Here is a 21,737-nt window from a genome sequence, read left to right on the forward strand (position 1 = left end):
CTTCGCGTCCCCGGGGGGTCCGGATCCGAGGAGGCACCCGTGGCTGACCCGGACGCCCATCAGCAGCGCATGTTCGCTCAGTATGTGTTGCCGGAGGTCGAGGTGCTGCTGCGCGTGGCCATGTCACTGACCGCCCAGCGGGCCGACGCCGAGGATCTCGTACAGGACACGCTCCTACGGGCCTACCGGGCGGTCGGCCGTTTCGACGGGAGACATCCGCGGGCCTGGCTGCTGACGATCATGCGGCATGCGGAGGTCAGCCGGCGCCGCCAGCGCCGGCCCCGGCTGCTCGACGATCCGGACACCGACCTGGAGCGGCTGGTGCCCGCCCGGGGCGCGACACCGGAGGAACTGGTGGTCGACACGACGTTCGACGAGGCCGTGGACGCCGCGTTCACGGCACTTCCGCTGAGGGACCAGCAGGTGGTGCGGCTGGTGCATGTGGACGGGCTGTCGTACGCGGAGGCCGCACAGGTGCTGGACGTCCCCAAGGGGACGGTGATGAGCAGGCTGCACCGGGCGCGCAAGCGGATCCGGAGCCGACTGCTGGCCGCGGGAGTGGAATCGGAGCGAGGTGGCGCATGAGCAGATGGACATGGTGGCGGACCACGCGGACCGCGCCGATCACCCGAACCGCACAGGCGACCACCGAGCGGCGCCGGACCACCCGGTGTCCCGTGGGCGCGCCGATGCTCCAGTCGTATCTGGACGGGGAGCTGGATGCGCCGGCCGCCGCCCGGGTGCGGGCCCATGTGGCCGAGTGCCACCGCTGCGCCCGGGAGCTCGCCGTCTACCAGCGCATCGGCGAGGCGCTGGCCGCCCGCGGGGCGACGGACGAGGCGGTGCTGGACCGGCTCAGGGACTTCGCGGAGTCCCTCGCGGAGCGGGAGAGCCGGGAGCGGGGAGCGGACCCGATGCCGGGGGCGGAGCCGGTGCCGGCGGCGGACCCGGTGCCGAGGACGGAGACGGTGCCGGGGGCGGAGGCGGTGCCGAGGACGGAGCCGGCGCCGAGGACGGACTCGATGCCGAGGACGGAGGCGGTGCCGGCGGCAGACCCGGTGCCGAGGACGGAGCCGGTGCCGGGGACGGAGACGGTCCCCGGGACGGCGCCGGGGGCGGAGCGGGATGCGGATCAGGGCGCGGTGCACAAGGCCGGAGGCTGACGGCCGGACCGGGCAGCGCGCGCGGGGTCCTGCGCAGCAGCAGGACCGCGGTGAGCAGAATTCCGGTGATCAGGGCCACATCGGCGAGGTTGAACACCGGGCCCCGGGCGTCCACCGTGATCCAGTCGATGACGGCGCCGCGCAACGGGCCCGGCGACCGGATCATCCGGTCGGCGCCGTTGCCCGTCGCTCCCCCGGCGATCAGCCCCAGGCCCAGCGCCGCGCCCCGGCCGCGCGCCCGCAGCCCCGCGCCGGCCGCGGCCAGTGTGGCGACCGCGCCCGCGAGTGTGATCACGACGATGAGGGCGGGCCTGCTGTGTCCCAAGCCGAAGGCCACCCCGGTATTGCGCACCAGCAGCGCGCTGAACGGCCCGAACCGGGCCTGCGGACCGAAGGTGCCGCTCCAGGCGGCCAGCGCCATGGCCTTGGTCAGCTGATCGGCCACGATCACGCCGAGCGCGATCAGGGGGAAGAGCAGCCGACCGGCCGCCGGATGGGGCTTCATCATCGGCCTCCCTCGGGGCCGGCCCGCGGGCGCGGTCCGCGACCCGGAAGGGAAACCCACCGAGCGCCCGCCCCGCTTCCCTTCCGGCAGAACGAGTCCGGCCGGAGGGGCGGCAGGGCGGCGGGGCGGCGGGGCGGTACGGAGGGGCCCGGGGTCGTCCCGGACGCCCCCGGGCGCCCCGGGCGGTCCCGGCCAGCCCCAGGACGACCCGGGCACCCCGGGCAGGCCCCCGGGCTCGGGACGACACCGAGCGCACCGGACGACCCCGAGCAGCCCCGAGCGGTCCCGGACGACACCGGACGACCCCCGAGCAGCCCCGGACGACACCGGACAGGCCCCGATCCCTGAAGGGCCCCCGGCGCACCGGGCGGCCCCGAGCGCACCGGGCGGCCCCGAGCGACCCGCCGAATGGCCCCGGGCAGTCCGGGCGGTCCGGGCGCCCCTGAGCGAGGCCCCGGGCGGCGGCCCCGGGCGAAAAAAGGGCAAGGGCCCGCAGGCGGATGCCTGCGGGCCCTTGCCGCTGTCCGTCGCCGGGGTTACCGGCGCGGTACCGAAGGGGTCACTCCGACGATTACTTCCCCTTCTTCGCCTCCAGCAGAGGCGTCTGGTACTTGGACAGCATCTTCATCTTGTTCTTGTCGATGGTCTTCCAGTCGTTCTTCAGCACACCGCCGGTGTCACCCGAGTCCGGGTTCCAGGTCCAGTAGGTGTAGCTGATCCCGTTCTTCTTCAGGTAGTCCATCAGGGCGTTCTGCCAGACGGCCTCGGAGCTCTTGCCGGCGGTCTTCTTACCACCGAACTCACCGAGCAGCAGCGGGGCGATGTTCTGCTTCTTGATGTACGCCCAGTGCTTCTCCCAGATGGCCGGCATGTTCTTCGGGAAGTCCTTCGCCATGAACCAGTTCTGGTTGTAGACGCCCGGACCGTAGTCGTGGGCCGAGTAGACGACCTTGTTCGGCTCCTTGAGCTTCACCGGGTGCTTCTTCACACCCTGGAGGTCGCCGCCCCACCAGAACTGCTCGTCCTTGAAGCGGTCGGTGCCCTCGACGAAGATCAGCCAGTTCTTGTTGACCTTGTGGATGGCGTCACCGGCCTTGGTGGCCGCCAGCTGCCAGTCGGTCTTCGGGTTGCCGTCGCCCCACGTGGCCTGGCCACGCGGCTCATTGTGCAGGTCGGCGCCGATCACCCGGTCGTTGTTCTTGTAGCGCTTGGCCAGCTTGACCCAGTCGTCCAGCCACTGCTTCTCGGACAGGCTCTGGGAGTACCACAGCTCACTCTGGCCGTACTGGTCCGGACGGTGCTGGTCCAGGATCACCCGGATGCCGCGGTCGGTGGCACCCTTGACGATCTTGTCCATGATCTGCTGGGGGGTGAGACCCTTCAGATCGGGGTTCTTCTTGAAGTCGATGCCGTTGGGCTTGGCCGACGACTTGAACATCTCGTTCGAGTACGGCAGGCGCATGGTGTTGAAGCCCTGCTTGGCCATCTGGTCCAGCATCGACTCCCAGTTACGGGTCCACAGGCCGTGCGGCGCGTAGGTCCCGGTCTCGAAGCCGAACCAGTTCACACCGGTCAGGACGACCTTCTTGCCGTTCTCGTCAACGATGTCGCCCTTCTTGGTCGACAGCGGACCGTCAGCACCCGCACCGGTGGCCTTGGCCTCGGAGGCGGTGGTGGTGGCCGCACCGGCCGGGCCATCGTTGTTCACCGCGAAAGCGGTGACGGTGCCACCCACGGCAGCAGCAGCGACGACGGCCGCCGCGATACCGAAGCGGAGACGCTGCGGGCGCGGCGCGCGCTTGGTCTCGGTGGTCGGGGCGTTGTTCTGGTCCATGGGGGAATTCATTCGGTGATGCTCCTGAGGAATTCGGGTACTGCGGTCTTGAGGATGCTGGGGATTTTCGTCGGAGATTCCAGACATTCCATCTGCGGGTCGGAGACTGCGGTCAGCCGGACAATCCGCGCGGACGGTAGGAGTTCACCGATCAGGCGGTCCAGCCGCTGCGCTCGCCAACTGGGCTCATCCACGTCGATCAGCACCACATCCGGTCGCATGTGATGGGCCAGAGAAATTGCTTCTCGGGCCGATCCAGCGATGCCGGACAGCTCCAGTCCGGGCTCCTCGACTACGAGATCGGCGAGAGCACTCAACACCAGTGGGTGGTGCTCCACGACGAGAACTCTGTGCATCGATTTGGAGCTCCTTCGGGCTTGTCCTTTCGCTGCACGACATTAGGGAGTGACCGCAGTCCGATTCGCCGTACGCCTGGTTGAAATCTGCGTACCTCAATCGCAGGAATTCCGGGCACACCAAACGGCCGAATTCCGCCTACCTCAATTGAGGTAGGAGAATTCGGCCGTTTTGTATGGGTTATGTCCGCTTTGGGGGGAGGCAAGAAGGCATGCGAAGGCGCCGGTCAGCGGGTGACCGGCGCCGGTGAGAGGGGGGTCAGCGCATCAGCGGGGCAGCCGAGCGGCGCATCAGCGGGTCAGGCGGTACGCGTAGCCGGGGACGAACGTGCCCGCACCGGCGGCACAGCCGTCCGCCTGGCCCGGCTCCTTGATCCACAGGAAGGCGTCCACCCCGGGGATGCCCGTGGCGGCGGTGGGGGGCTTGCCCAGCTTGCGGCCCGGCGGGTCGCAGAAGCGGTGGCTCCGCGTGGGCCCCGCCCCATTGCGGCTGGTGTCGACCACGACCCCCAGCCGGGGCCGGCGCACCTCCCTGACCACGGACAGGCCGTAGCGCACCTCGTCGGCGGTGGCGTTGAAGTTGGAGACGTTGACCGCTATCCCGTCCCCGTACCGCTCTATCCCGGCGTGCCGCAGCCGGGCGGCCATGGTGCGCGCGGGCTGCCATCCGGAGTTCCCGGCGTCGTAGTAGACCCGGGCCCGGGGCGCCCCCCGCTGGAGCGCCCGCGCGGCGTACGACAGCGCCGCGAACCGCTCCGCCCGCTGCCGCGGCTTGAGACAGCTCATATGCGCGAGTGCGTCCGGTTCCAGGATGACGATGGCGCGCCCGTCCCCTATCCCCCGGGTGAGGGCCTCGCTCCACCGCCGGTACGCGGCCGTGTCCCCGGCGCCGCCGGAGCTCAGCTGCTGGCAGTCGCGCTGCGGGATGGTGTACGTGACCAGCACCGGAATCCGCCGCTGGGCGGCGGCGGTGCGCACGAGGTAGCGGGCCCGCTCCTCGATCAGGGACTCATTGGTCTCGGTGAGCCAGGCGCCCTGGGGCTCGGCGGCGATCCGCCGGGAGATGGCCGCCGCCCGCCGGTCGCGCGGATGGTCGCGCACCCAGCTCGCCGCCGGGTTGTGGGGATCGACGTAGAAACGGGTCGTCGCCGGGAAGGCCGGCTTGACCACGGGGAGTGTCGGCTTGGGCGCGGACCGCGGCGTCGGGCCCGCGAACAGGGCCTGCACGGTGGTCGCCGCCATCACCACCTCGGCCACCAGCACCATGACGATCAGCTGGGCGACACCCCGGCCCGCCCACCGGGAGGTCCGTCCGCGCGTCGGCGGGCGGGTCCGGCCGACGCGTTCGCGCAGTTTGGCGATCATGGCGAGTCCCGTCCGGTCTCAGCCGTTGCGGGAGTTGTCGGGCGGGGGCCTGCGCCGGCTGATGAGCACCACCGCCAGAACCGCGAGCACCACCAGGACCCCGGCCACTATCCCTATCGCGACCAGGGCCGATTCATCGTCCTTCGGTTCGGCGGCGGAGGCGGCCGGGGTGGCGTGCGGATGGCGGCGGGGGGCGGCGGGCTCGGCGGCGGCGGCCGGCGCGGCCCGGTCCGCCAGCGCCTTGGCCGGGGCGATCACCCCGTAGCCGTAGCGGGGATCATGGCCGGCGGAGCCCTTGCGATGGGCGGTGTCGATCAGCTTCTGGACGATCTGGTTGGCGTTCCAGCGGGGGTGCTCCGCGCGCAGCAGCGCGGCCCCGGCCGCGACCCAGGGGGCGGCGAAGCCGGTGCCGTCACCGGTCCAGTAGTCGTTGTCGCCGGAGGTGGTGAGGATGGCGACGCCGGGGGCGGCCAGGAGGGTCTTCCCGCCGTGGTGGGAGGAGCTCCACACGGCGCCCTTACGGTCGGTGGCCACCACGGCGACCACACCGGGGAGGGCGGCCGGGTAGGTGGGCCGGTTGCCGTCCTTGCCGGTGTCGCCCGCACCGGCCACCACCACGGCGTTCTTGGCGACGGCGTACTTGACCGCGGATCGCAGCGCGGGGGTGGGACGCTTGAAGGAGACGGTCAGATCGATGATGCGCACGCCATGGCCGACCGCGTGCCGGATGGCCTGCGCGGTGGCGTCGGCCACGGGCTTTCCGTCGCGGTAGACGCCGAGCGGCATCACCTTGGCCTCGGGCGCCAGCCCGTACACCCCGTCGCCGCGGTAGTTGCGGCCGGTGCCGGCGATGATTCCGGCGGCGTGGGTGGACTGCTCGGCCGCATGGCCGGTGTCCCGGGTGCCGAAACCGCCGGTGCCGCCCGCGAAATCCTTTCCGCGGACCACGCGGCCGCGCAGATCCGGATGGGTCGCGTCGACCCCGGTGCCGATGACCGCGACGGTCACCCCGGCGCCTTTGTTGAATTTCCAGGCACGTTCCGCATTGAGCGTGGTCAGCGCCCATTCGGAATCGTGCAGCGAACCGGAACCGGAATCACTTGCCGCGGCCGGCGTGGCCAGTGCGAGCGTCATCACCGCGATGACTGCTCCGGCCCGGCCGGCGAATGGATGGCGTGACATCGCGTGACCTGACATTACGTCACCTACTCTCCTCGCATGGGACGCAAGGCCGTCGGGCCCATCTCATCTTTGGGCATCCCCCGCAAGTAATGACACCCGCGAGCGGGTGAGCACACCGTCCCTTCTTTGGGGGACCGGTGGGAACGCCCCGGGTCCGGCTCTCCCCAATACGGGGGACCGGACAGGTCCGCCGAAGGTGTACCAGCCGCTCCCCCGAGCGCGGGTACTACCTCCTTTTCGGGTGACGCACTCTTGGTGCAACGGCGATAAAAGCCTCCTGCCGAGGGAGTCGCGATGCAGCGTTTCCGAACGTTCAGCGAGCGCACCGGCAAGCCGGATGACGAGGTGGATACCACCGCCCGGAGGCGTACCGGGATGTTCTCGCGCGCCCTCCCGAGGCGGAACCCGATGGCGGGCCTGCCCGGTCTGGCCGTGCGTTTCGCGGTGGTCGGCGGGGGCGGAGTGCTGGTGAACACGGTGGTCCTCTTCGTCCTCTACCACTGGGCCGGACTGCCGCTGCTGGCGGCGTCGTCGATAGCGGTGGAAATCGCCGTGGTCCACAACTATCTGCTGAACGACCGGTGGACCTTCGCGGTGCGCACCCCGTCCCTCAGACGATTCATCAAGTTCAACGTCACCGTCCTGGGCGGGCTCGCGGTGAATGTGTTCATCGTCTGGTCACTGGTGCGGGCCGGAATGCATTTGCTGATGGCCAATTGTCTCGGCATCGCGGCGGCGTTCGCGGTCAACTTCGCATCGAGTACCGGCTGGGTCTGGGGGAGGCGAAGCCGATGATTGTCGCCATCGTCTACCTGGTGCTGATCGTGGTCTCGATCCTGCTCACCGTGCAGTCGGCCCATGTCCTCTATCTCATGCTCTACACCTGGGACCGGGCGGACGCCGAACGGAAGGCCAGGGCGCCGGAGGAGTTTCTGCCGCCCCAGCTCTCCTTCAGTGTCCTGCTGCCCGCCCGGCATGAGGAAGACGTCATCCAGAGCACCATCGAACGCGTGGTGCGGGCCGACTATCCGGCCGAACTGCTGGAGGTCTTCGTGATCTGCTCCCAGGACGACACCGGCACGGTGAAGAAGGCGGAGGAGAAGATCGACGAATTGCACCGCGAAGGTCTGCACAATGTGCGGGTCGTGGTGTTCGACGACAAGCCGATCAACAAGCCGCACGGCCTCAACACGGCCCTCCCGCACACCGCCAACGAGGTGGTGACCATCTTCGACGCGGAAGACGACATCCACCCGAAGATCTTCAGTCTGGTGAACACCGTGATGGTCCAGGAGGACGTCAGGGTGGTCCAGGCCGGTGTGCAGCTGATGAACTACCAGTCCAACTGGTACTCCACGCTCAACGTCCTCGAGTACTTCTTCTGGTTCAAGAGCCGGCTGCACTACCACGCCCACTTCGGCTCGATCCCGCTCGGCGGCAACACCGTCTTCTTCGCCCGCCAACTGCTGCTGCGGCTCGGCGGCTGGGACGACCGCAACCTCACCGAGGACGCCGACATGGGCCTGCGGATATCCGCCATGGGCGAGCGGGTGCGCGTCGTCTACGACGACCGGTACGTGACCAAGGAGGAGACCCCGCCGACCCTCGGCCACTTCATCCGGCAGCGCACCCGCTGGAGCCAGGGCTTCATGCAGACCCTGAAGAAGGGCACCTGGAAGAAGATGCCGACGCGCAAACAGCGCTGGCTCGCCTTCTACGTCCTGGCGTTCCCGCGCGGACAGGCGCTGCTCGGCCTCTATCTGCCGCTCTCACTGGGCATGATCCTGATCCTCAAAGTGCCGGTGATGATCGCGCTCTGCTCCTATCTGCCCGTACTGCTGCTGGCCGCGCACTTTCTGGTCCAGGCAGTGGGCCTGTACGAGTTCACCGGCGCCCACGGTCTCGAAGCCTCGCCGAAGGCCGTCCTCCGGATGGCCATCGCCTGGTTCCCCTTCCAGATGGTCCTCGCGTACGCCGCGCTGCGCGCCATGCGGCGCGAGATGCTCGGCCGCCACGACTGGGAGAAGACACAGCACGTAGGCGCCCACCGGGCCACCACGGAGGAGGCGGAGTCGCGTGTCGGATAACACCACGCCCTCGCGGCCGACGCCCGTCGCCGCGACGGACAAGCGCGCCGCCAAGCGCGCCACGGAGGAGAAGCGGCCCGCGGGGGACAAGCGGCCCCCGGAGGGCAAGCGCCCCGCGGGGGACAAGCGGCCCGCAGGACCCAACAGGGCCGCAGAGGACAAGAAGCCCGCGCGGCCGCCGCGGCGGCGCCGCCCGAGGTTCTCGGTGGAGCGCGGCTGGTTCCCCCCGCTGGGGTCCAAGGGGAAGGTCGCCCTGGTCGTCTCCCTGCTGACCGGGCTGCTCACCCACGGCTACCACCTGTTCCGCTATCCGCTCTACCTCACCGACGAGGGCATCTACATGCAGCGGGCGTGGTCGGTGGTGCGGGAGACCAGCCTGTCGCCGTACACCTACGACTACGACCACGCCCCGCTGGGCTGGATCACGCTGGCCGGGTGGGCCTTCCCGCTGCCGAAGCAGTTCGAGACCTTCGGAAACGCGATCAACACCGGACGGTTTCTGATGCTGCTGGTGCATGTCGCGAGCGTCTATCTGCTGTTCGAGATCACCCGGCGGCTGTCCGGCAGTGTGCTGGCCGCCACCGTGGCCTCGTTCCTCTTCAACGTCTCGCCGATCGCGGTCTACTTCCAGCGCCAGGTTCTGCTGGACAACCTGATGATCTTCTGGCTGCTGCTGAGCCTGTTCGCGCTGCTGCGCCGGGAAGTCACCATCAGATCGGTGTTCGGCGGCGGGTTCGCGCTGGGCATCGCGCTGATCACCAAGGAGAACGCGATCTTCTTCGTGCCGACCTTCATGTATCTGCTCTACCGGAGGGTCAAAGGGTCGGCCAGCCACCGGTTCACCAGCTCCCTGTGGCCGTTCGCCGCGCTCGCCCCGATCGGCGGCTATGTGACCTACGCACTGCTCAAGAACGAGCTGCTGCCGAGTGGGTTCGACTTCGACCTGAACAATCCGCCCGCGGACCACGTCTCGCTGCTCTACACCCTGTGGTGGCAGCTCAACCGCAACCAGGGCACGCTCTTCAGCGAAACCGGGCTGTTGCAGACCAGCTGGCTGGTCCGGGACAAGTACCTGCTGATCGTCGGGGTGTGCGCGATGCTGATCAGCCTGTGGCTCGGCGTCCGGGACCGTAAGCGCAACCTGGGCTTTCTCATCGCCGGGACGCTGGCCTTCGGATACGCCTTCTACCTGGTGCGCGGCAGCGTGGTGCTGGACTTCTACGTCACCCCGCTGATCCCGATGCTGGCGATCAACGTCGGCATGGTCACGGACCGGCTGCTCACGGGTTCGTCCGGAAATCGGTTCCTCCGCGGCGCTCATTCCATGACGCGGGTCGCCCTGCCGTCGTTCGTCGCGATTCTGCTCCTCGCGTCACCGGCCTCCGGATATCTCGTCCACACCAATACCGAGGGCCGTACGCAGATCGCCGACCAGTACCAGTCCAGGATCAATCTCACCGGAATGCAGCATGCCCAGATCGCCTGGGTGCGCAAGCATGTCCCGCCCAATTCGCGCATCATCATGGACGACGACCTGTGGGGGGAACTCCACGATGTGCGGCCGTTCTATCCGTACGCGCATTCCCACTGGAACGCCTCGTCCGACCCGGATGTCCGCGACAAACTGTTCAAGAAGAAATGGCAGAACGTCGACTACATCATCATGTCGAACAAGATGCGCAAGTCGATGGCCACAAACAATGCGGACGGCCGGGAGAACTGGATACTCCAGGCGCTGCGTAATTCCGACCGGGTCTGGTCGGAAACCCAGGGCAATATCAAGCTGGAAATCTACCGTGTGCAGTAGCCATGGGAAGAGGAGGTGAAGGCCATGCCTGAGTACGACGAGGACTGGGATGTCTCCGAGGACAGGGATGATCCCGAGTACGAGGAGAACACCCCCGACGGTGGCAAGAAGAAGAAAAAGCTCACCTGGAAGACCGTCCTGCTGGCTCTCGTGGTCTTCGCGATCGTCGGATCGCTCGTCCAGGTGGTCGCGCGCGGCGGCTTCGGAGGCGCCCTGAACACCACCGGCAACGGAGGCGGGGGCGCGCCGAAGAAGGAGCACTCCCAGCAGGAGCGGGAAATACGCCCGCCCAAGCAGCCCAAGACCATCAAACTGGGCAACCAGCGGGTCCCCCAGGCGTCCGGCCCGATCATCGTGATCAACCCGGGGCTGGTCAGTCCGGGCGGCAGCGCCGCGGTCGAGGGCGGTGGCTTCGACAAGAAGGCCACCGTGGACATCCTGCTCAAGGCCCGGAAGTCGGACACCAAGGGCCGCGCCATCGGCAGCGTGCGCTCGGACAAGCACGGGTCGATCTACGCCCGGTTCACCATGCCCGAGACCGCGGGCAACCGCCCCGCGGTCCTGGTGGCGCAGCAGCGCGGCTCGTCCAAGGCGGCCGAGGCCCAGGTGGTCACCGGCGGCGCGGTCGGCACCGCGAAGATCAACAAGCTGGTCGGCCGGCCCGGTGACGTGGTGACGGTCAGCGCCCGCGGCTTCCGCCCCGGCGAGGCGATCGACGTCTTCTGGGGACGGACCACCGGCACCCCCGTGACCACGCTGCACACCGACGGCAGCGGCGGCGTCGCCCATGCGGCGATCAAGGTGGGCGTGGCCCCGACCGGCTCCAGCACCCTGGTCCTGGTGGGCAAGCGCAGCAAGACCACGGCCACCGCGCCGTTCCAGATGCTGGCCATGTACCCCTCGATGAAGTCCCGGCCGTACGCGCTCAAGGCCGGTCAGCGGATCACGCTGTCCGCCAACAAGTTCGCGCCGGGTGAGCGGGTGCTGGTCTACATCAACTCCACCGGGGGCCTGCCGGCCTTCACCGCGCAGGCGAACGGCATGGGGCAGATCCGCGATGTGGCGTTCAACGTACCGTTCGGCCTCAAGGGGCGGCAGACGCTGATGGCGATCGGCGACCAGAGCCGGGCCGTGGTCCGCTCGGGCTTCACCGTGCTGCCGTACACCCCGTCCGCCGAGCCCAGCGCCTTCGGCGGCAGGGCGGGCACCACGCTCAGCTTCTACGTCGCGGGGTTCGCTCCGGGCGAGACGGTGAACGCCTACGCCGGTTCGGGCTCCAAGGCCCAGCGCAAGATCGGCACCTTCCAGGTGGACAGCCGGGGCAAGGCGTCGGCCGTGGGCTCGTACAAGATCACCCCGGCCGATGAGAGCGGGGTGGCCTTCCAGCTCATCGGCCAGAAGAGCGGTGGCGTCGCCAAGGCGAGCATCAACATGTCCTCCGGCCACGGCCAGGGCGACTAGGGACCGGAACCACACCGGGGACGAACGTGGGCCGGTCCGTGCCGGAGGACCGGCGGGGGCCCACGTTCCGGAAGGCGGCCGCCGACGGCCATAGGGCGGCTCACCAGTTCCATAGATGTACCATGCGTCCTGGAGTGTCCTATGAGTGTAGTTTTCGGCCCTAACTCGCGAAGAGTCCTGCAATTCCTGACCCATATCGAGGACCTCTCCCCCGAGGAAATCGACCGGGTGGCCGATCTGTGGAAGCAGACCTCCAGCCAGACCCGCGCCGAGGGCTGGGCGGTACTCCACCGCACCACCACCGAGGAGGAGCGGTACCGCATCCTGCTCGCCGCCTCGGTGGCGCGCCGGGCCGCGCTGGACGCCGCACGGAACCACCACAGACACGACTGGGCCTTCTGGGCCGCGGTATGGGACGCCGCGGCGGCGGTCGCCGTATGCGACCGCCTCGGAAGCCACTACAACGTGCTGGTCGCGCCGCTGGCCGCGGTCATGCCGTCGCTGGCGCACTGCCGGCGCGATGAATTCACCACCCGCGAGTTGCGGGGGGCCGTCCTCAAGGGAGGTGGGTAGCGATGGGAGACAACCGGATCGATGTTGTGGTGGCCGATGACGACCCGGCCGTCCGGGAGGCGCTCGCCGACCTCATCGACTCCCACCCGAACCTGGAGCTGGTCGGCCTGGCCATCAACCACGAGCAGGCCGTGCGCGCGGCGGTCGAGCACCGCCCACAGGTCGTGATCATGGATGTGCACATGCCCCGGGGCGACGCCCCGAGCAGCGTCCGGGCCATTCGCGACCAGGTCCCCGGCGCCCGGGTGGTGGCGCTGTCCGCCCACGGCGACCGTGAGACCGTGCTCACCATGCTCGCCGTCGGGGCCAGCGGCTACCTGGTCAAGGGCACTCCCGCGGAGGAGATCCTGGAGGCCGTCGTCCGGGCCTCCCGCGATCAGTTCAGCATGTCCGCGGAGCTCCTCGCCGACTGCGCCGAGCCGCTGCGCCGCGCCGAACGCGCCTCCTGGCGGTTCGAGGACCTGGTCGGCAACCGCCTCGAGGAGTCGTATCTGGAGCTGCTCGGCCACGCGCCGTGCGGCGTCCTGATCGTCGGCTCCCGCGGCCGGATCGAGTACGCCAACGCCCACGCCCGGCACATGTTCGGCTACGGCTCGGCGGAGCTGCGCGACAAGCGGCTGCGGGACCTGGTCCCCGAGCGCTACCACACCGCCTCCGAGCAGCTGATCGGCCGGGTCTTCACCGCGCCGTCGGCGATGAGCGGCCGCCGCCGGGACGGCACCGAGTTCCCCGCCCAGTTCAGCGGCGGCCATCTCCAGGGCCGGCAGCCCCGCGGGGTGGTCTTCGTCGCCGACCTCGGCCCGCTGCGGGCGGCGGAGAGCCGGTTCCGCCAGCTCATCGAGTCCTCCCCGGACGCGATGGTGATCGTGGACGCCGACGGCCGGATCCAGGCCGCCAACAACCGCACCGAGGCGCTCTTCGGCTATGACCGCGACCATCTGACCGGCCGGGCCGTGGAGGCGCTCCTGCCCGACCAGCCGCTCACCGTCTCGCTGCGCGAATGGGACGACAGCCTGGAGGAGCCGCTCGGCCACAGCATGGAGCTGGTCGGCCGGCGCAGCGACGCCAAGCAGTTCCCCGCCGACGTCAGCATCAGCCCGCTGCGTACGGAGGAGGGCCTGCTCACCGTCCTGACCATCCGCGACATCACCGAGGTCCAGCGCGCCCAGTTCGTCCTGGAGCGCAGCCTGGAACTGCTGGAGGTCACCGACCGCGACCGCCAGGCGCTGCTCAGCCATCTGGTGCACGCCCAGGAGGCCGAGCGGGGGCGGATCGCGGCCGACATCCACGACGACACCATCCAGGTGATCACCGCGGCCAGCCTCCGCCTCCAGCAGCTGCGCCGGCGGCTGCGGGACCCGGAGGAGCAGCGGGTGATGGACAAGCTGGACGAGACCCTGAAGCTCTCGCTGAGCCGGCTGCGGCAGCTGATCTTCGACCTGCGGCCGTCCAGCCTGGAGCACGGCTGCCTGGCCGGGGCGCTGCGCGGGCTGCTGGAACAGATGCGCACCGAGACCGGTGTCACCTACCGGCTGGAGGACCGGCTCACGGCCCACCCACCGGCCGAGACGATGGCACTGATCTACCGGACCGCCCAGGAAGCGCTGGTGAACGTGCGCAAGCACGCCCACGCCAAGACGGTCCACGTACAGCTGCTCGGGCTCGACGACGGCTGCCTGGTGCGGATCGTCGACGACGGCGAGGGCTACAACCCGCTCGAGGTGGAGTCCCGCCCCGGCCATCTGGGGCTCTCCCTGATCCAGGAGCGGGCCCAGATCGCGGGCGGCTGGTGCCGGATCGAGAGCGAACCCGGCTCGGGCACCACCGTGGAGTTCTGGGTGCCGCTCGGCGACTCCCCGGACGCGTCGCTCGGCCCCGGCCCCACGGGCTCCGCCGGGCTCGGGCCCGTCGACTCCCCCGAAGGGGACGCGCAGCCGTGACCGCACCTCCCGATCTGACGAAGGTGCTGATCGTCGAGGACCACCGGGTGGTGGCCGAGGGGCTGTGGGCCCTGCTGGCCGAGTACGCGGACCTGACGGTGGTCGGCTGGGCCGACTCGGTCGCCGAGACCGTGCCCATGGCCAAGGAACTGCAGCCCGATGTGGCGCTGGTCGACTTCCGGCTGCCGGACGGCACCGGGGCCGACGCGGCGGCCGGCATCCGGGCCCATGACCCCTCCGTCGCCATCGTGATCCTCAGCGCCGACGCCAGCGACTCGGCACTGCTGGCCGCGGTGGAGTCGGGCGCCTGCGGCTATCTGCTGAAGTCGGCGGGCGGCGACGAGATCGCGGCCGCCATCCGCTCGGCCGCCGAGGGCGAGACCCTCATCCCGGCCAGCACCCTGATGGAGGTGCTGGCCCGGCACCGCGAGAACGCGCGGTCGACCGCCGAGCAGACCGAGCGCCTGGGCAGCCTGACCCCGCGCGAGCAGGAGATCCTCACGCTGATGAGCCACGGCCTGGACAACCGGGCGGTCGCGGAGCGGCTGAGCATCAGCTACGCCACCGTGCGCACGCATGTGCGCAGGATCCTGGAGAAGCTGGACGCGCGCTCGCAGCTGGAGGCGGTCGCGAAGGCCACCGACTTCGGCTTCAAGGCCGCGCAGCCGGAGGGGCCGGAGGAGTGACGGGCTGACCGGGTGTCGGCCCGTCGTCGGCTGTCGGACGTTGCTTTCGGCCGTCGGCTAATGGCTGTCGGCTGTTGTCGGCAATGGCCTTCCCTCCTGTGGTAGGGGGCCGTTCGCCGTGCGGGCCCGGTACCGGCTCTCCCCTCCATGGGTCCGGTACGGATGGGGCGGGACCACCGGGACGGGCCCCTGGGGGCCGAACGGTCCGATAAGTCCCTCCTTGGATGGAATCGTGGACGCACCGGGACGGGTTCCCCTCCCATGCGAGTCCCTGGACGTATCCGATGCCCGCTCAGCCGCGGGTACACGATCGCCTTCCTGGCGGCCGCCGCGTGTTACGCGGCGGTCCTCGCGGCCGTCGTCACCGGCTCGGGGCTGGTCCGGCTCGACTGGCAGGTGGCCCTCTTCAAGCCGTACAAGCAGTGGCCGCAGGCCCGGCCGGTGCTGGACGCCTTCGTCATCGCGGGCCAGCGCGGCCCCACCGCCCTGGCCGCCCTGGTCTGGGCCGGATGGCGCGGCCGGCGGACCGGAAGCCTCCGTCCGCCGCTGGTCCTGGGCACCGCGCTGGTTCTGCTCAACGCGAGCGTCGGCGCCGTCAAGATCCTCACCGGGCGGCTGAACCCGCAGTACGCCCAGACCCCCGGGTCCGCCGAGCTCCTCCACGGCGGAATGGCCTTCCCCTCCGGTCACACCGCGAACGCCGTCGTCGTCTGGGGCGCCGTCGCCTATCTCGCCGGGCACCACCGGCGGACGGGCGCGCTGGTCGCCTGCCTGATGGCCCTCGGCGTCGGTCTGACCACCGTCTATCTGGGCACCCACTGGGTCAGTGACGTCCTGGGCGGCTGGGCCGCCGGCGCACTCGTCCTGCTGACCCTTCCGCTTCTCGAACCGCTGATCGCGACCGTATCCGCGTCCGTCTCCGCCCGTGCGGCGGTCTACTCCATGGGCAGGTGAACCAAGTGGCGCTTCGCGTGCTGATCGCAGACGACCATGTGGTGGTCCGGCAGGGCCTGCGCATGATCCTCGGCCTCGACAACGACATCAAGGTGGTCGGCGAGACGACCAACGGCCGGGAGGCCGTGCGGCTGGCCCGGGAGCTGTGCCCCGACGTCGTCCTGATGGATCTGCTGATGCCGGTGATGGACGGCGTATCGGCCACGGCGGAGATCCGCCAGGACCTCCCCGAGGTCGAGGTGGTGGCACTGACCAGCTCCCTCGACGACGCCATGGTCATGGGCGCGGTCCGGGCCGGGGCCATCGGCTTCCTGCTGAAGAACGCCGAGGCCGACGACCTCAGGAACGCGGTGAAGGCCGCGGCCGCGGGCCAGATCCATGTCTCCCCCGCCGCGATCTCCCGGCTGATGGGCCAGGTCAGGGAGCCGAGCGGCCCGGAACAGCTCACCGAACGGGAGACCGAGGTGCTGACCATGCTCGCGCGTGGCAAGGCCAACAAGGAGATCGCCCACGATCTGCGGATCGGCCAGCAGACCGTGAAGACGTACGTGAGCCACATCCTGACCAAGCTCGGAGTGCACAGCCGGACCCAAGCGGCGGTCTACGCGGTGCAGTCGGGCCTGGTACCGGCGGGTGAGCTCACCCCTCCGCAAGCACTCGAGACGACGACGAGGGAGCAGTGGTGGTCGGCGTGATCGGTATCGGTACACGGTGGTTCCCGACGACCCGGCGGAAGCGGAGCGCCACGGCGCTCGCCGAGGTCACCGAACACATCCTGGCGGGTGAGACCGCCGATGCGACCCTCCGGCTGATCGCCCGCCGGGTGCGTGAGCTCCTGGGCGCCGACATGGCGCGGGTGATGGTGCTGGAGCCGGGCGACGTCCTGACGATACGGGCCACCGACGGCGCCCCGTGGACCGCGCCGAGCGGACCGCTGACGCCCGGCGGCTCCTCCCCCGCCCGCCAGGCGATCCGCGCCGGACGGCCCACGGTGACCGGCCCGGAACAGCGGCCGCACCGGCACCGGGACCCCCGGCGCGCGGTCCCGGCCTCGGTCCTGGACGCGCCGCTGCTGGTGCGCGGCCACCCCGTGGGGGTGATCGAGGTGGCGAACCGCGGCGGCGGGCGCCGGCTCACCCATGCCGATGTGCGCACCGTGGGACGCTTCGGGGCGCCCGCCGGCCATGCCGTCGCCCAGATCCGGCACCGGGAACATCTGCGCCGACTGGCCTCCGCCGCCGCCGGACCGGGCTCCTCGGGTTCGGCGGATGCCGTGGGCGGCGCGGGCTCTGTGAGTTCTATGAGCTTCATGGGCTCTATGGGCTCCATGGCATCTACGGGATCTGCGGGCTCAGCGGGTTCAGCGGGCTCTATGAGCTTCATAGGTTCCATGGGCCCCGCGGGCGCGGCGAGGGTTTTCGGTTGCCCCCGTTCCTCCGGCTCCTCCGTACGGCGGACCCTGGACTCCCTGGCCGCGGGCGCGGTGGCCCGTACCGGCGCCGCGAGCTGCACGGTCTATCTGCTGGAGCCCGGCCCGTCGGCGCCCCTGCGCCTGGTGGGCGGCGGACACGGCCACACCCCGCCGTCGCGGAAACCCGCGCTGGAGGCGATCGCCGGGGCCGCGCCCGTCATCCACGGCGGCGGCCGTACGGGCGCGGACGGCGAGGGCCCGGCGCGGGGCGCGGTGGCCGCCTGGCCACTGCTGCGCGAGTCCACCGCGATCGGCGCGATGTGCTGCCACTTCCCGCCCGGCCGCGACCCCGGCGAGGCGGACCTCACCCTCCTGGAGGTGATCGCGGGGCATGCGTCCTGCGCGGTGGAGAGCGACCGGCAGCGGACGGCCGCCCTGGAGCGGGCGGTCCGGGAGGAGCGGCAGCGCATCGCGCGCGAGCTGCACGACTCGGTCTCGCAGGCGCTCTACGGCATCGCGCTGGGCGCCCGTACCGCCCGTGAGCTGCTGGAACGCGATACCCGGCGGCCCGAGTCGGCGCACCGGGCGGAGCCGATCACCGGGGAGGAGCTGGGGGAACTCGCCGACCTGGCCGAACTCGCCGAGCCCATCGAGTACATCCGGCGGCTCGCGGACGCCGCGATCGCCGAGACCCGGACGCTGCTGTGCCGGCTGCGGCCCGAATCGCTGGAGACCGAGGGCCTGGTGGCCGCGCTCGCCCATCATGTCGAGGCACTCCGGGCCCGGTACGGGATCGCCACCGAGGCGAAGCTCGACGCCGAACCGGAGACCACACCGGAGGCCAAGCACGCCCTGTACCGGATCGCCCAGGAATCGCTGCACAACATCGCCAAGCATTCACAGGCCCGGAACGTACGGCTCCATCTGCTCAACGAACCCGGCGCCGTCACCTTGACCGTCGCCGACGACGGCGTGGGCTTCGACTGCAAGGGCTCGTTCCCCGGCCACCTCGGGCTGCTCTCCATGCGGGAACGGGCCAGGGAGGTGGGCGGCACGCTGAACGTGGACAGCCGCCCCGGGCAGGGCAGCCGTATCCGGGCCAGGGTCCCGGCCGTACCGGGTACGACCGGGGCCGGCCGCTGACGACGACATGGCTGACGACACGGCAGACGGCACGACAGACGACGCGACAGACGACGCGACAGACGACACAGCAAACGACATATGAGACATTTCTGTCCATGCAGCCGACCGTGCGGGACCGTGCGCTGGCGGACGGCCTCTGGGCCGCCCAAGCGGCGGTGGAAAAGGGCCTGTCGCGGGCCACCGAGAGCGATGTGCCGTTCATCACCGAGGCCGCGCGGGAGCTGACGCGCACGGCCGGGCTGCGGTTCCGGCCGCTGCTGGTACTGCTGGCGGCGCGGTTCGGCGACCCCGGCGCACCGGGCGTGGTGCCCGCCGCCGTCGTCGTCGAACTGACCCATCTGGCCACGCACTACCACGACGGCGTCCGGGACGAGACGGCCGTACGGCGCGGCGCCCCGCGCCCGGACACCAACTGGGACAGCACGGTGGCGGTGCTCACCGGTGACTTCCTCTTCGCCCGCGCCTCGCACCTCCTGGCCGACCTGGGGCCACGGGCCGTACGCATCCAGGCCGAGGCGTTCCGGCGGCAGGTCACCGGCCAGATCCTGGCGACGACCGGACCGCGCGACGGCCGCGACCCGATCGAGCACCATCTGGAGGTGCTGGCGAGCCGGACCGGCTCGCTGACCGCCGTCTCCGGGCAGCTGGGCGCGCTGGCCTCGGGGGCGGACGCGAGCGTCGCGGACGCCCTCGTGCGGTACGGCGAACGGCTGGGCGTGGCGAGCCACCTCGCCGATGAGCTGGCGGCCCCCACCGGCCGCCGCCCCACCCTGCCCGTCCTCCTGCTGGCCCGTGCGGACCCGGAGCTGTACGCGCTGCTCACCGGGCCGGCCGAGAGGGCGGGGTACGCGGAGGCGGTGGCGCGGCTGCGCACCCACCCGGTCCTGGAACGGGCCCGCGAGGAGGCCGTCCGCCAGGCCGACGCGGCCCGCGCGGCGCTGTCCACGCTGCCCGACTGCCCGGCGAGGGCCGCCCTGGAAGCGCTGTGCGAGACGGTCGCCCCTACGGCACCCAGTAGTTGTGGCTGACCACCAGCATCGACTGGAGTCGCACCCCCGCCGCGTAGGCGCGGGCCGGGTCGGGCGGCGCGCCGCACATCCGCGCCCACAACGCGTCCAGCCAGCCCTGCGCCCCCTCGCCACCCTCCCCCTCGTCCCGCTCGACGATTTCATCCCGCTCGCCCTCCGCCATCGCAGCGACCGCGAAGGGCGCGGTGAAGGCCGGTGAGCCGGGACCCCCGTAGGCCGTGCCGTCGAGCCGGTATCCGCTCCGGATCCGTGCCGGATCACCGCCCGTCGCCGCCCGCGCCCAGCGGCTGAGCCCGCGTGCGGCCGCCCTGGTCCGTACGTCGCCGCTGGTCACCGCGTCGGCGCCGAGCCGCCAGGGATCGCGGCAGGCGTTCCAGTGGTAGTCGCCGTCGTGCGGGCTCTCCAGGACCTTCCCCGGCGCGGGCCTCGGATCGCCGGAGGTGGTGTCGACGACGAAGTCGGGGAGCAGCCCGGTGGCCGGGGCGTGACGGGTGCGCACCGCGCCGACCAGCGTCAGATGCGCGTCCAGCACCTCGTCCCAGCGCGGATCGCCCGTCGCCGCCCGGAACGCCCTGAAGTGGTCCGGCATCCAGTCCGACGTACGGGAGACCTCGTCGAAGCGACCCGAGGACCAGTCGCCGAGCTTGGTCAGCCGGGTGCCGCCGTGCACCTCGCACTCCAGGACGGCGTCGATCCGCCGTACCGCGAGCGCCTTGTAGTCGCTGTGGCCGCCGCCCCACTGCCGGTCCGCGAGCAGCAGCCCGTAGGCGATGTCGAGGTCGCCGTCGGTCGCGGAGTCGTGTCCCCCGACGTCCCGGCCGCCGGCGTCCTGCTGGGCGGCGTGCAGATCGGGGTGGTTGACGGAGGGGTGGGCCAGGACGTGCCGGAGGATGCCGTCGAAGAGGCCGTGGGCGTCCGGGTCGGCGCCCGCCATCAGCGCGGTGATCACCAGCCCGTAGCCCTGCGCCTCGGCCACGAAGGGGTGCGCCGCGTCGGGGGTGAACACCGCACACCGGCCCCGGCCGCCGACCTCGTCGCCGGACCGGAGGAAGGACGCCTTCCACCACCGGTAGTGCTCCAGGACCTGCCGGTCGGCCGCCGCCGGGTCGCCGGAGGGACGGAGCGTGCCGGGGGCGTAGGGGAGGGAGTGCGCCCCGAAGGGGATCATCGGATCCGGCGCCGCCGGGATCTCCGCACCAGGCGCACCACCCCCAGGACGATGTCGACCACGAGCACCACCACACCGATGATCAGCAGATAGTCCAGCCCGTGCACCACCCATCCGATGAGGCCGAGCACGATGGCCACGATCACCAGGAACAGGAAGAGCGCCACGGCCGACACCTCTCCTCGAGCGTCAAGCGTTCTCGCGGTCAGCGCGGTCAGCGGCGTGCGAGCTGCCGCCCGCCGCCCGCCCCGGCCTGGTAGGTCTTGCCGTAGTGCTGGAAGATCGCCCCCTCCTGCTCGGCCGGCAGCACATCGTCCATGCCGAGCGAGGGCGCCTTCTTCACCTGCGATCGCGCGTACGAGACCTTCACATAGCCCGGCCCGACAATCGCGTCGTCCACCGGGACGAACACCAGACGGTGGCGGGTGGGCAGTCCGGTGCGGACGGTGGCCATGGCGGGTTCGTCGGTGGCCGTGGCCACGTAGATCGCCTCGAGTACCCCGATCTTGCGGCCCTGCTCATCGACGACATCCTGGTCGCGCCACTCACGGATATCCGCTGACTGGATCATGACGTATCACCCTCTGACCTCTGCCCCTCCAGCCTGCCTCCGCTCGCCGTGGGACGCCACGCCACCCATCCAGCAGGGGTAACCCAGGTGTTCGAACCGAAACGAATTGATCAGGTGTGCCGCTTTCGGGAAGGGGTACCCGCGGCGTCGAGGAGGTTGGTATTCATGGTTCCCCTGCTGGTCGTTCTTCTTCTCGCACTGCTTCTCTTCGGTGCCGGATTCGCCCTCAAGGCCCTGTGGTGGATCGCGGTCATCGTGCTGGCCGTCTGGCTGCTCGGTTTCCTCGTCCGGCCGACGGTCAGCGGGCGCCGTGGTCGGTGGTACCGCTGGTAGCCGCCAGGCAGGACAGACAAGAGGGGCCCGGCCGGAGAAATCCCCGGCCGGGCCCCACGTCTGCCCGGGTCAGCGGAAGCCGTCCGTCCGCCTTCGCGGCAGCCACTCATCGCTTCTTCGCGGCAGCCACTGCTCGCTTCGCGACAGCCACTACTCGCCTCGCGACA

Annotated in this window: 21 protein-coding genes and 1 pseudogene; 14 read left to right on the forward strand and 8 right to left on the reverse strand. The window is 70.6% G+C overall.

Annotated features, from left to right (window positions below; translation table 11 throughout):
- Positions 1–39: 39 nt before the first annotated feature.
- Together PS467_RS19870 and PS467_RS19875 are read left to right on the forward strand one after the other, a co-directional pair.
- Entirely contained in the window at positions 40–585 is a 546-nt protein-coding gene (locus PS467_RS19870; protein WP_268972977.1) for an RNA polymerase sigma factor, read from the forward strand.
- Positions 582–1,163, forward strand: a complete 582-nt coding sequence (locus PS467_RS19875) for a zf-HC2 domain-containing protein (protein ID WP_311036419.1) — start codon at positions 582–584, stop codon at positions 1,161–1,163. The genes PS467_RS19870 and PS467_RS19875 overlap by 4 nt, the downstream gene beginning before the upstream one ends.
- Positions 1,164–1,260: 97 nt before the next feature.
- On the opposite strand, the pseudogene PS467_RS42145 reads toward PS467_RS19875, so the two are convergent.
- The 5 genes and pseudogenes from PS467_RS42145 to PS467_RS19900 form a co-directional block, all read right to left on the reverse strand.
- A pseudogene (locus PS467_RS42145) lies at positions 1,261–1,671 on the reverse strand (signal peptidase II); the annotation flags it as partial.
- Between the two features lie 568 nt (positions 1,672–2,239).
- Positions 2,240–3,514: a glycoside hydrolase family 5 protein gene (locus tag PS467_RS19885; protein WP_311036421.1), complete on the reverse strand. Its 1,275-nt coding sequence runs from the start codon at positions 3,512–3,514 to the stop codon at positions 2,240–2,242.
- The gene (locus tag PS467_RS19890) at positions 3,511–3,858 is read right to left on the reverse strand and encodes a response regulator (RefSeq protein ID WP_268972981.1); all 348 of its coding nucleotides are present in this window, start codon (positions 3,856–3,858) and stop codon (positions 3,511–3,513) included. Before PS467_RS19890 ends, PS467_RS19885 begins: the two co-directional genes overlap by 4 nt.
- Positions 3,859–4,149: 291 nt before the next feature.
- A complete protein-coding gene (locus PS467_RS19895; protein WP_311036422.1) occupies positions 4,150–5,223 on the reverse strand; it encodes a glycoside hydrolase family 6 protein in 1,074 nt (357 codons plus the stop codon).
- Between the two features lie 18 nt (positions 5,224–5,241).
- On the reverse strand, positions 5,242–6,405 hold the full coding sequence (locus tag PS467_RS19900) for a S8 family serine peptidase (protein WP_311036423.1): 1,164 nt from the start codon (positions 6,403–6,405) through the stop codon (positions 5,242–5,244).
- Positions 6,406–6,699: 294 nt separating this feature from the next.
- Between PS467_RS19900 and PS467_RS19905 the strand changes: the two genes are divergently transcribed.
- The 11 genes from PS467_RS19905 (at position 6,700) to PS467_RS19955 (ending at position 19,498) form a co-directional block, all read left to right on the forward strand.
- Complete coding sequence (locus PS467_RS19905) at positions 6,700–7,200, forward strand: GtrA family protein (RefSeq protein WP_311036424.1); 501 nt, start codon at positions 6,700–6,702, stop codon at positions 7,198–7,200.
- The gene (locus PS467_RS19910) at positions 7,197–8,492 is read left to right on the forward strand and encodes a glycosyltransferase (RefSeq protein WP_268972986.1); all 1,296 of its coding nucleotides are present in this window, start codon (positions 7,197–7,199) and stop codon (positions 8,490–8,492) included. Before PS467_RS19905 ends, PS467_RS19910 begins: the two co-directional genes overlap by 4 nt.
- Complete coding sequence (locus tag PS467_RS19915; protein ID WP_311036425.1) at positions 8,482–10,299, forward strand: glycosyltransferase family 39 protein; 1,818 nt, start codon at positions 8,482–8,484, stop codon at positions 10,297–10,299. Before PS467_RS19910 ends, PS467_RS19915 begins: the two co-directional genes overlap by 11 nt.
- A gap of 24 nt (positions 10,300–10,323) precedes the next feature.
- Positions 10,324–11,760 carry a hypothetical protein gene (locus PS467_RS19920; RefSeq protein WP_311036426.1) on the forward strand — a complete coding sequence of 479 codons (1,437 nt, stop codon included), beginning with the start codon at positions 10,324–10,326 and terminating at the stop codon, positions 11,758–11,760.
- Positions 11,761–11,901: 141 nt separating this feature from the next.
- Entirely contained in the window at positions 11,902–12,333 is a 432-nt protein-coding gene (locus tag PS467_RS19925) for a hypothetical protein (protein WP_268972989.1), read from the forward strand.
- Positions 12,334–12,335: 2 nt separating this feature from the next.
- A complete protein-coding gene (locus tag PS467_RS19930; protein WP_311036427.1) occupies positions 12,336–14,273 on the forward strand; it encodes a PAS domain S-box protein in 1,938 nt (645 codons plus the stop codon).
- Positions 14,270–14,959 (forward strand): response regulator, encoded by a 690-nt coding sequence (locus PS467_RS19935; protein WP_311036428.1) that lies wholly within the window; start codon positions 14,270–14,272, stop codon positions 14,957–14,959. Before PS467_RS19930 ends, PS467_RS19935 begins: the two co-directional genes overlap by 4 nt.
- A 261-nt stretch (positions 14,960–15,220) precedes the next feature.
- Entirely contained in the window at positions 15,221–15,913 is a 693-nt protein-coding gene (locus PS467_RS19940) for a phosphatase PAP2 family protein (protein WP_311036429.1), read from the forward strand.
- A gap of 5 nt (positions 15,914–15,918) precedes the next feature.
- Positions 15,919–16,608: a response regulator gene (locus tag PS467_RS19945; protein ID WP_037647511.1), complete on the forward strand. Its 690-nt coding sequence runs from the start codon at positions 15,919–15,921 to the stop codon at positions 16,606–16,608.
- A complete protein-coding gene (locus PS467_RS19950) occupies positions 16,605–18,467 on the forward strand; it encodes a sensor histidine kinase (protein WP_311036430.1) in 1,863 nt (620 codons plus the stop codon). Before PS467_RS19945 ends, PS467_RS19950 begins: the two co-directional genes overlap by 4 nt.
- 98 nt (positions 18,468–18,565) lie before the next feature.
- A complete protein-coding gene (locus tag PS467_RS19955) occupies positions 18,566–19,498 on the forward strand; it encodes a polyprenyl synthetase family protein (protein ID WP_311036431.1) in 933 nt (310 codons plus the stop codon).
- Here the strand turns inward: PS467_RS19955 and PS467_RS19960 are convergent.
- The 3 genes from PS467_RS19960 to PS467_RS19970 are packed head-to-tail and all read right to left on the reverse strand — an operon-like array spanning position 19,473 to position 21,237.
- Positions 19,473–20,666, reverse strand: a complete 1,194-nt coding sequence (locus PS467_RS19960) for a family 8 glycosyl hydrolase (RefSeq protein ID WP_311036432.1) — start codon at positions 20,664–20,666, stop codon at positions 19,473–19,475. The genes PS467_RS19955 and PS467_RS19960 overlap by 26 nt on opposite strands.
- The gene (locus PS467_RS19965; RefSeq protein ID WP_311036433.1) at positions 20,663–20,833 is read right to left on the reverse strand and encodes a hypothetical protein; all 171 of its coding nucleotides are present in this window, start codon (positions 20,831–20,833) and stop codon (positions 20,663–20,665) included. The genes PS467_RS19960 and PS467_RS19965 overlap by 4 nt, the downstream gene beginning before the upstream one ends.
- A 47-nt stretch (positions 20,834–20,880) precedes the next feature.
- Positions 20,881–21,237, reverse strand: a complete 357-nt coding sequence (locus PS467_RS19970) for a PRC-barrel domain-containing protein (RefSeq protein WP_268972996.1) — start codon at positions 21,235–21,237, stop codon at positions 20,881–20,883.
- Between the two features lie 165 nt (positions 21,238–21,402).
- Between PS467_RS19970 and PS467_RS19975 the strand changes: the two genes are divergently transcribed.
- Positions 21,403–21,570: a hydrophobic protein gene (locus PS467_RS19975; protein WP_268972997.1), complete on the forward strand. Its 168-nt coding sequence runs from the start codon at positions 21,403–21,405 to the stop codon at positions 21,568–21,570.
- Positions 21,571–21,737 lie beyond the last annotated feature (167 nt).

The organism is Streptomyces luomodiensis (assembly GCF_031679605.1).
Taxonomy (GTDB): domain Bacteria; phylum Actinomycetota; class Actinomycetes; order Streptomycetales; family Streptomycetaceae; genus Streptomyces; species Streptomyces luomodiensis.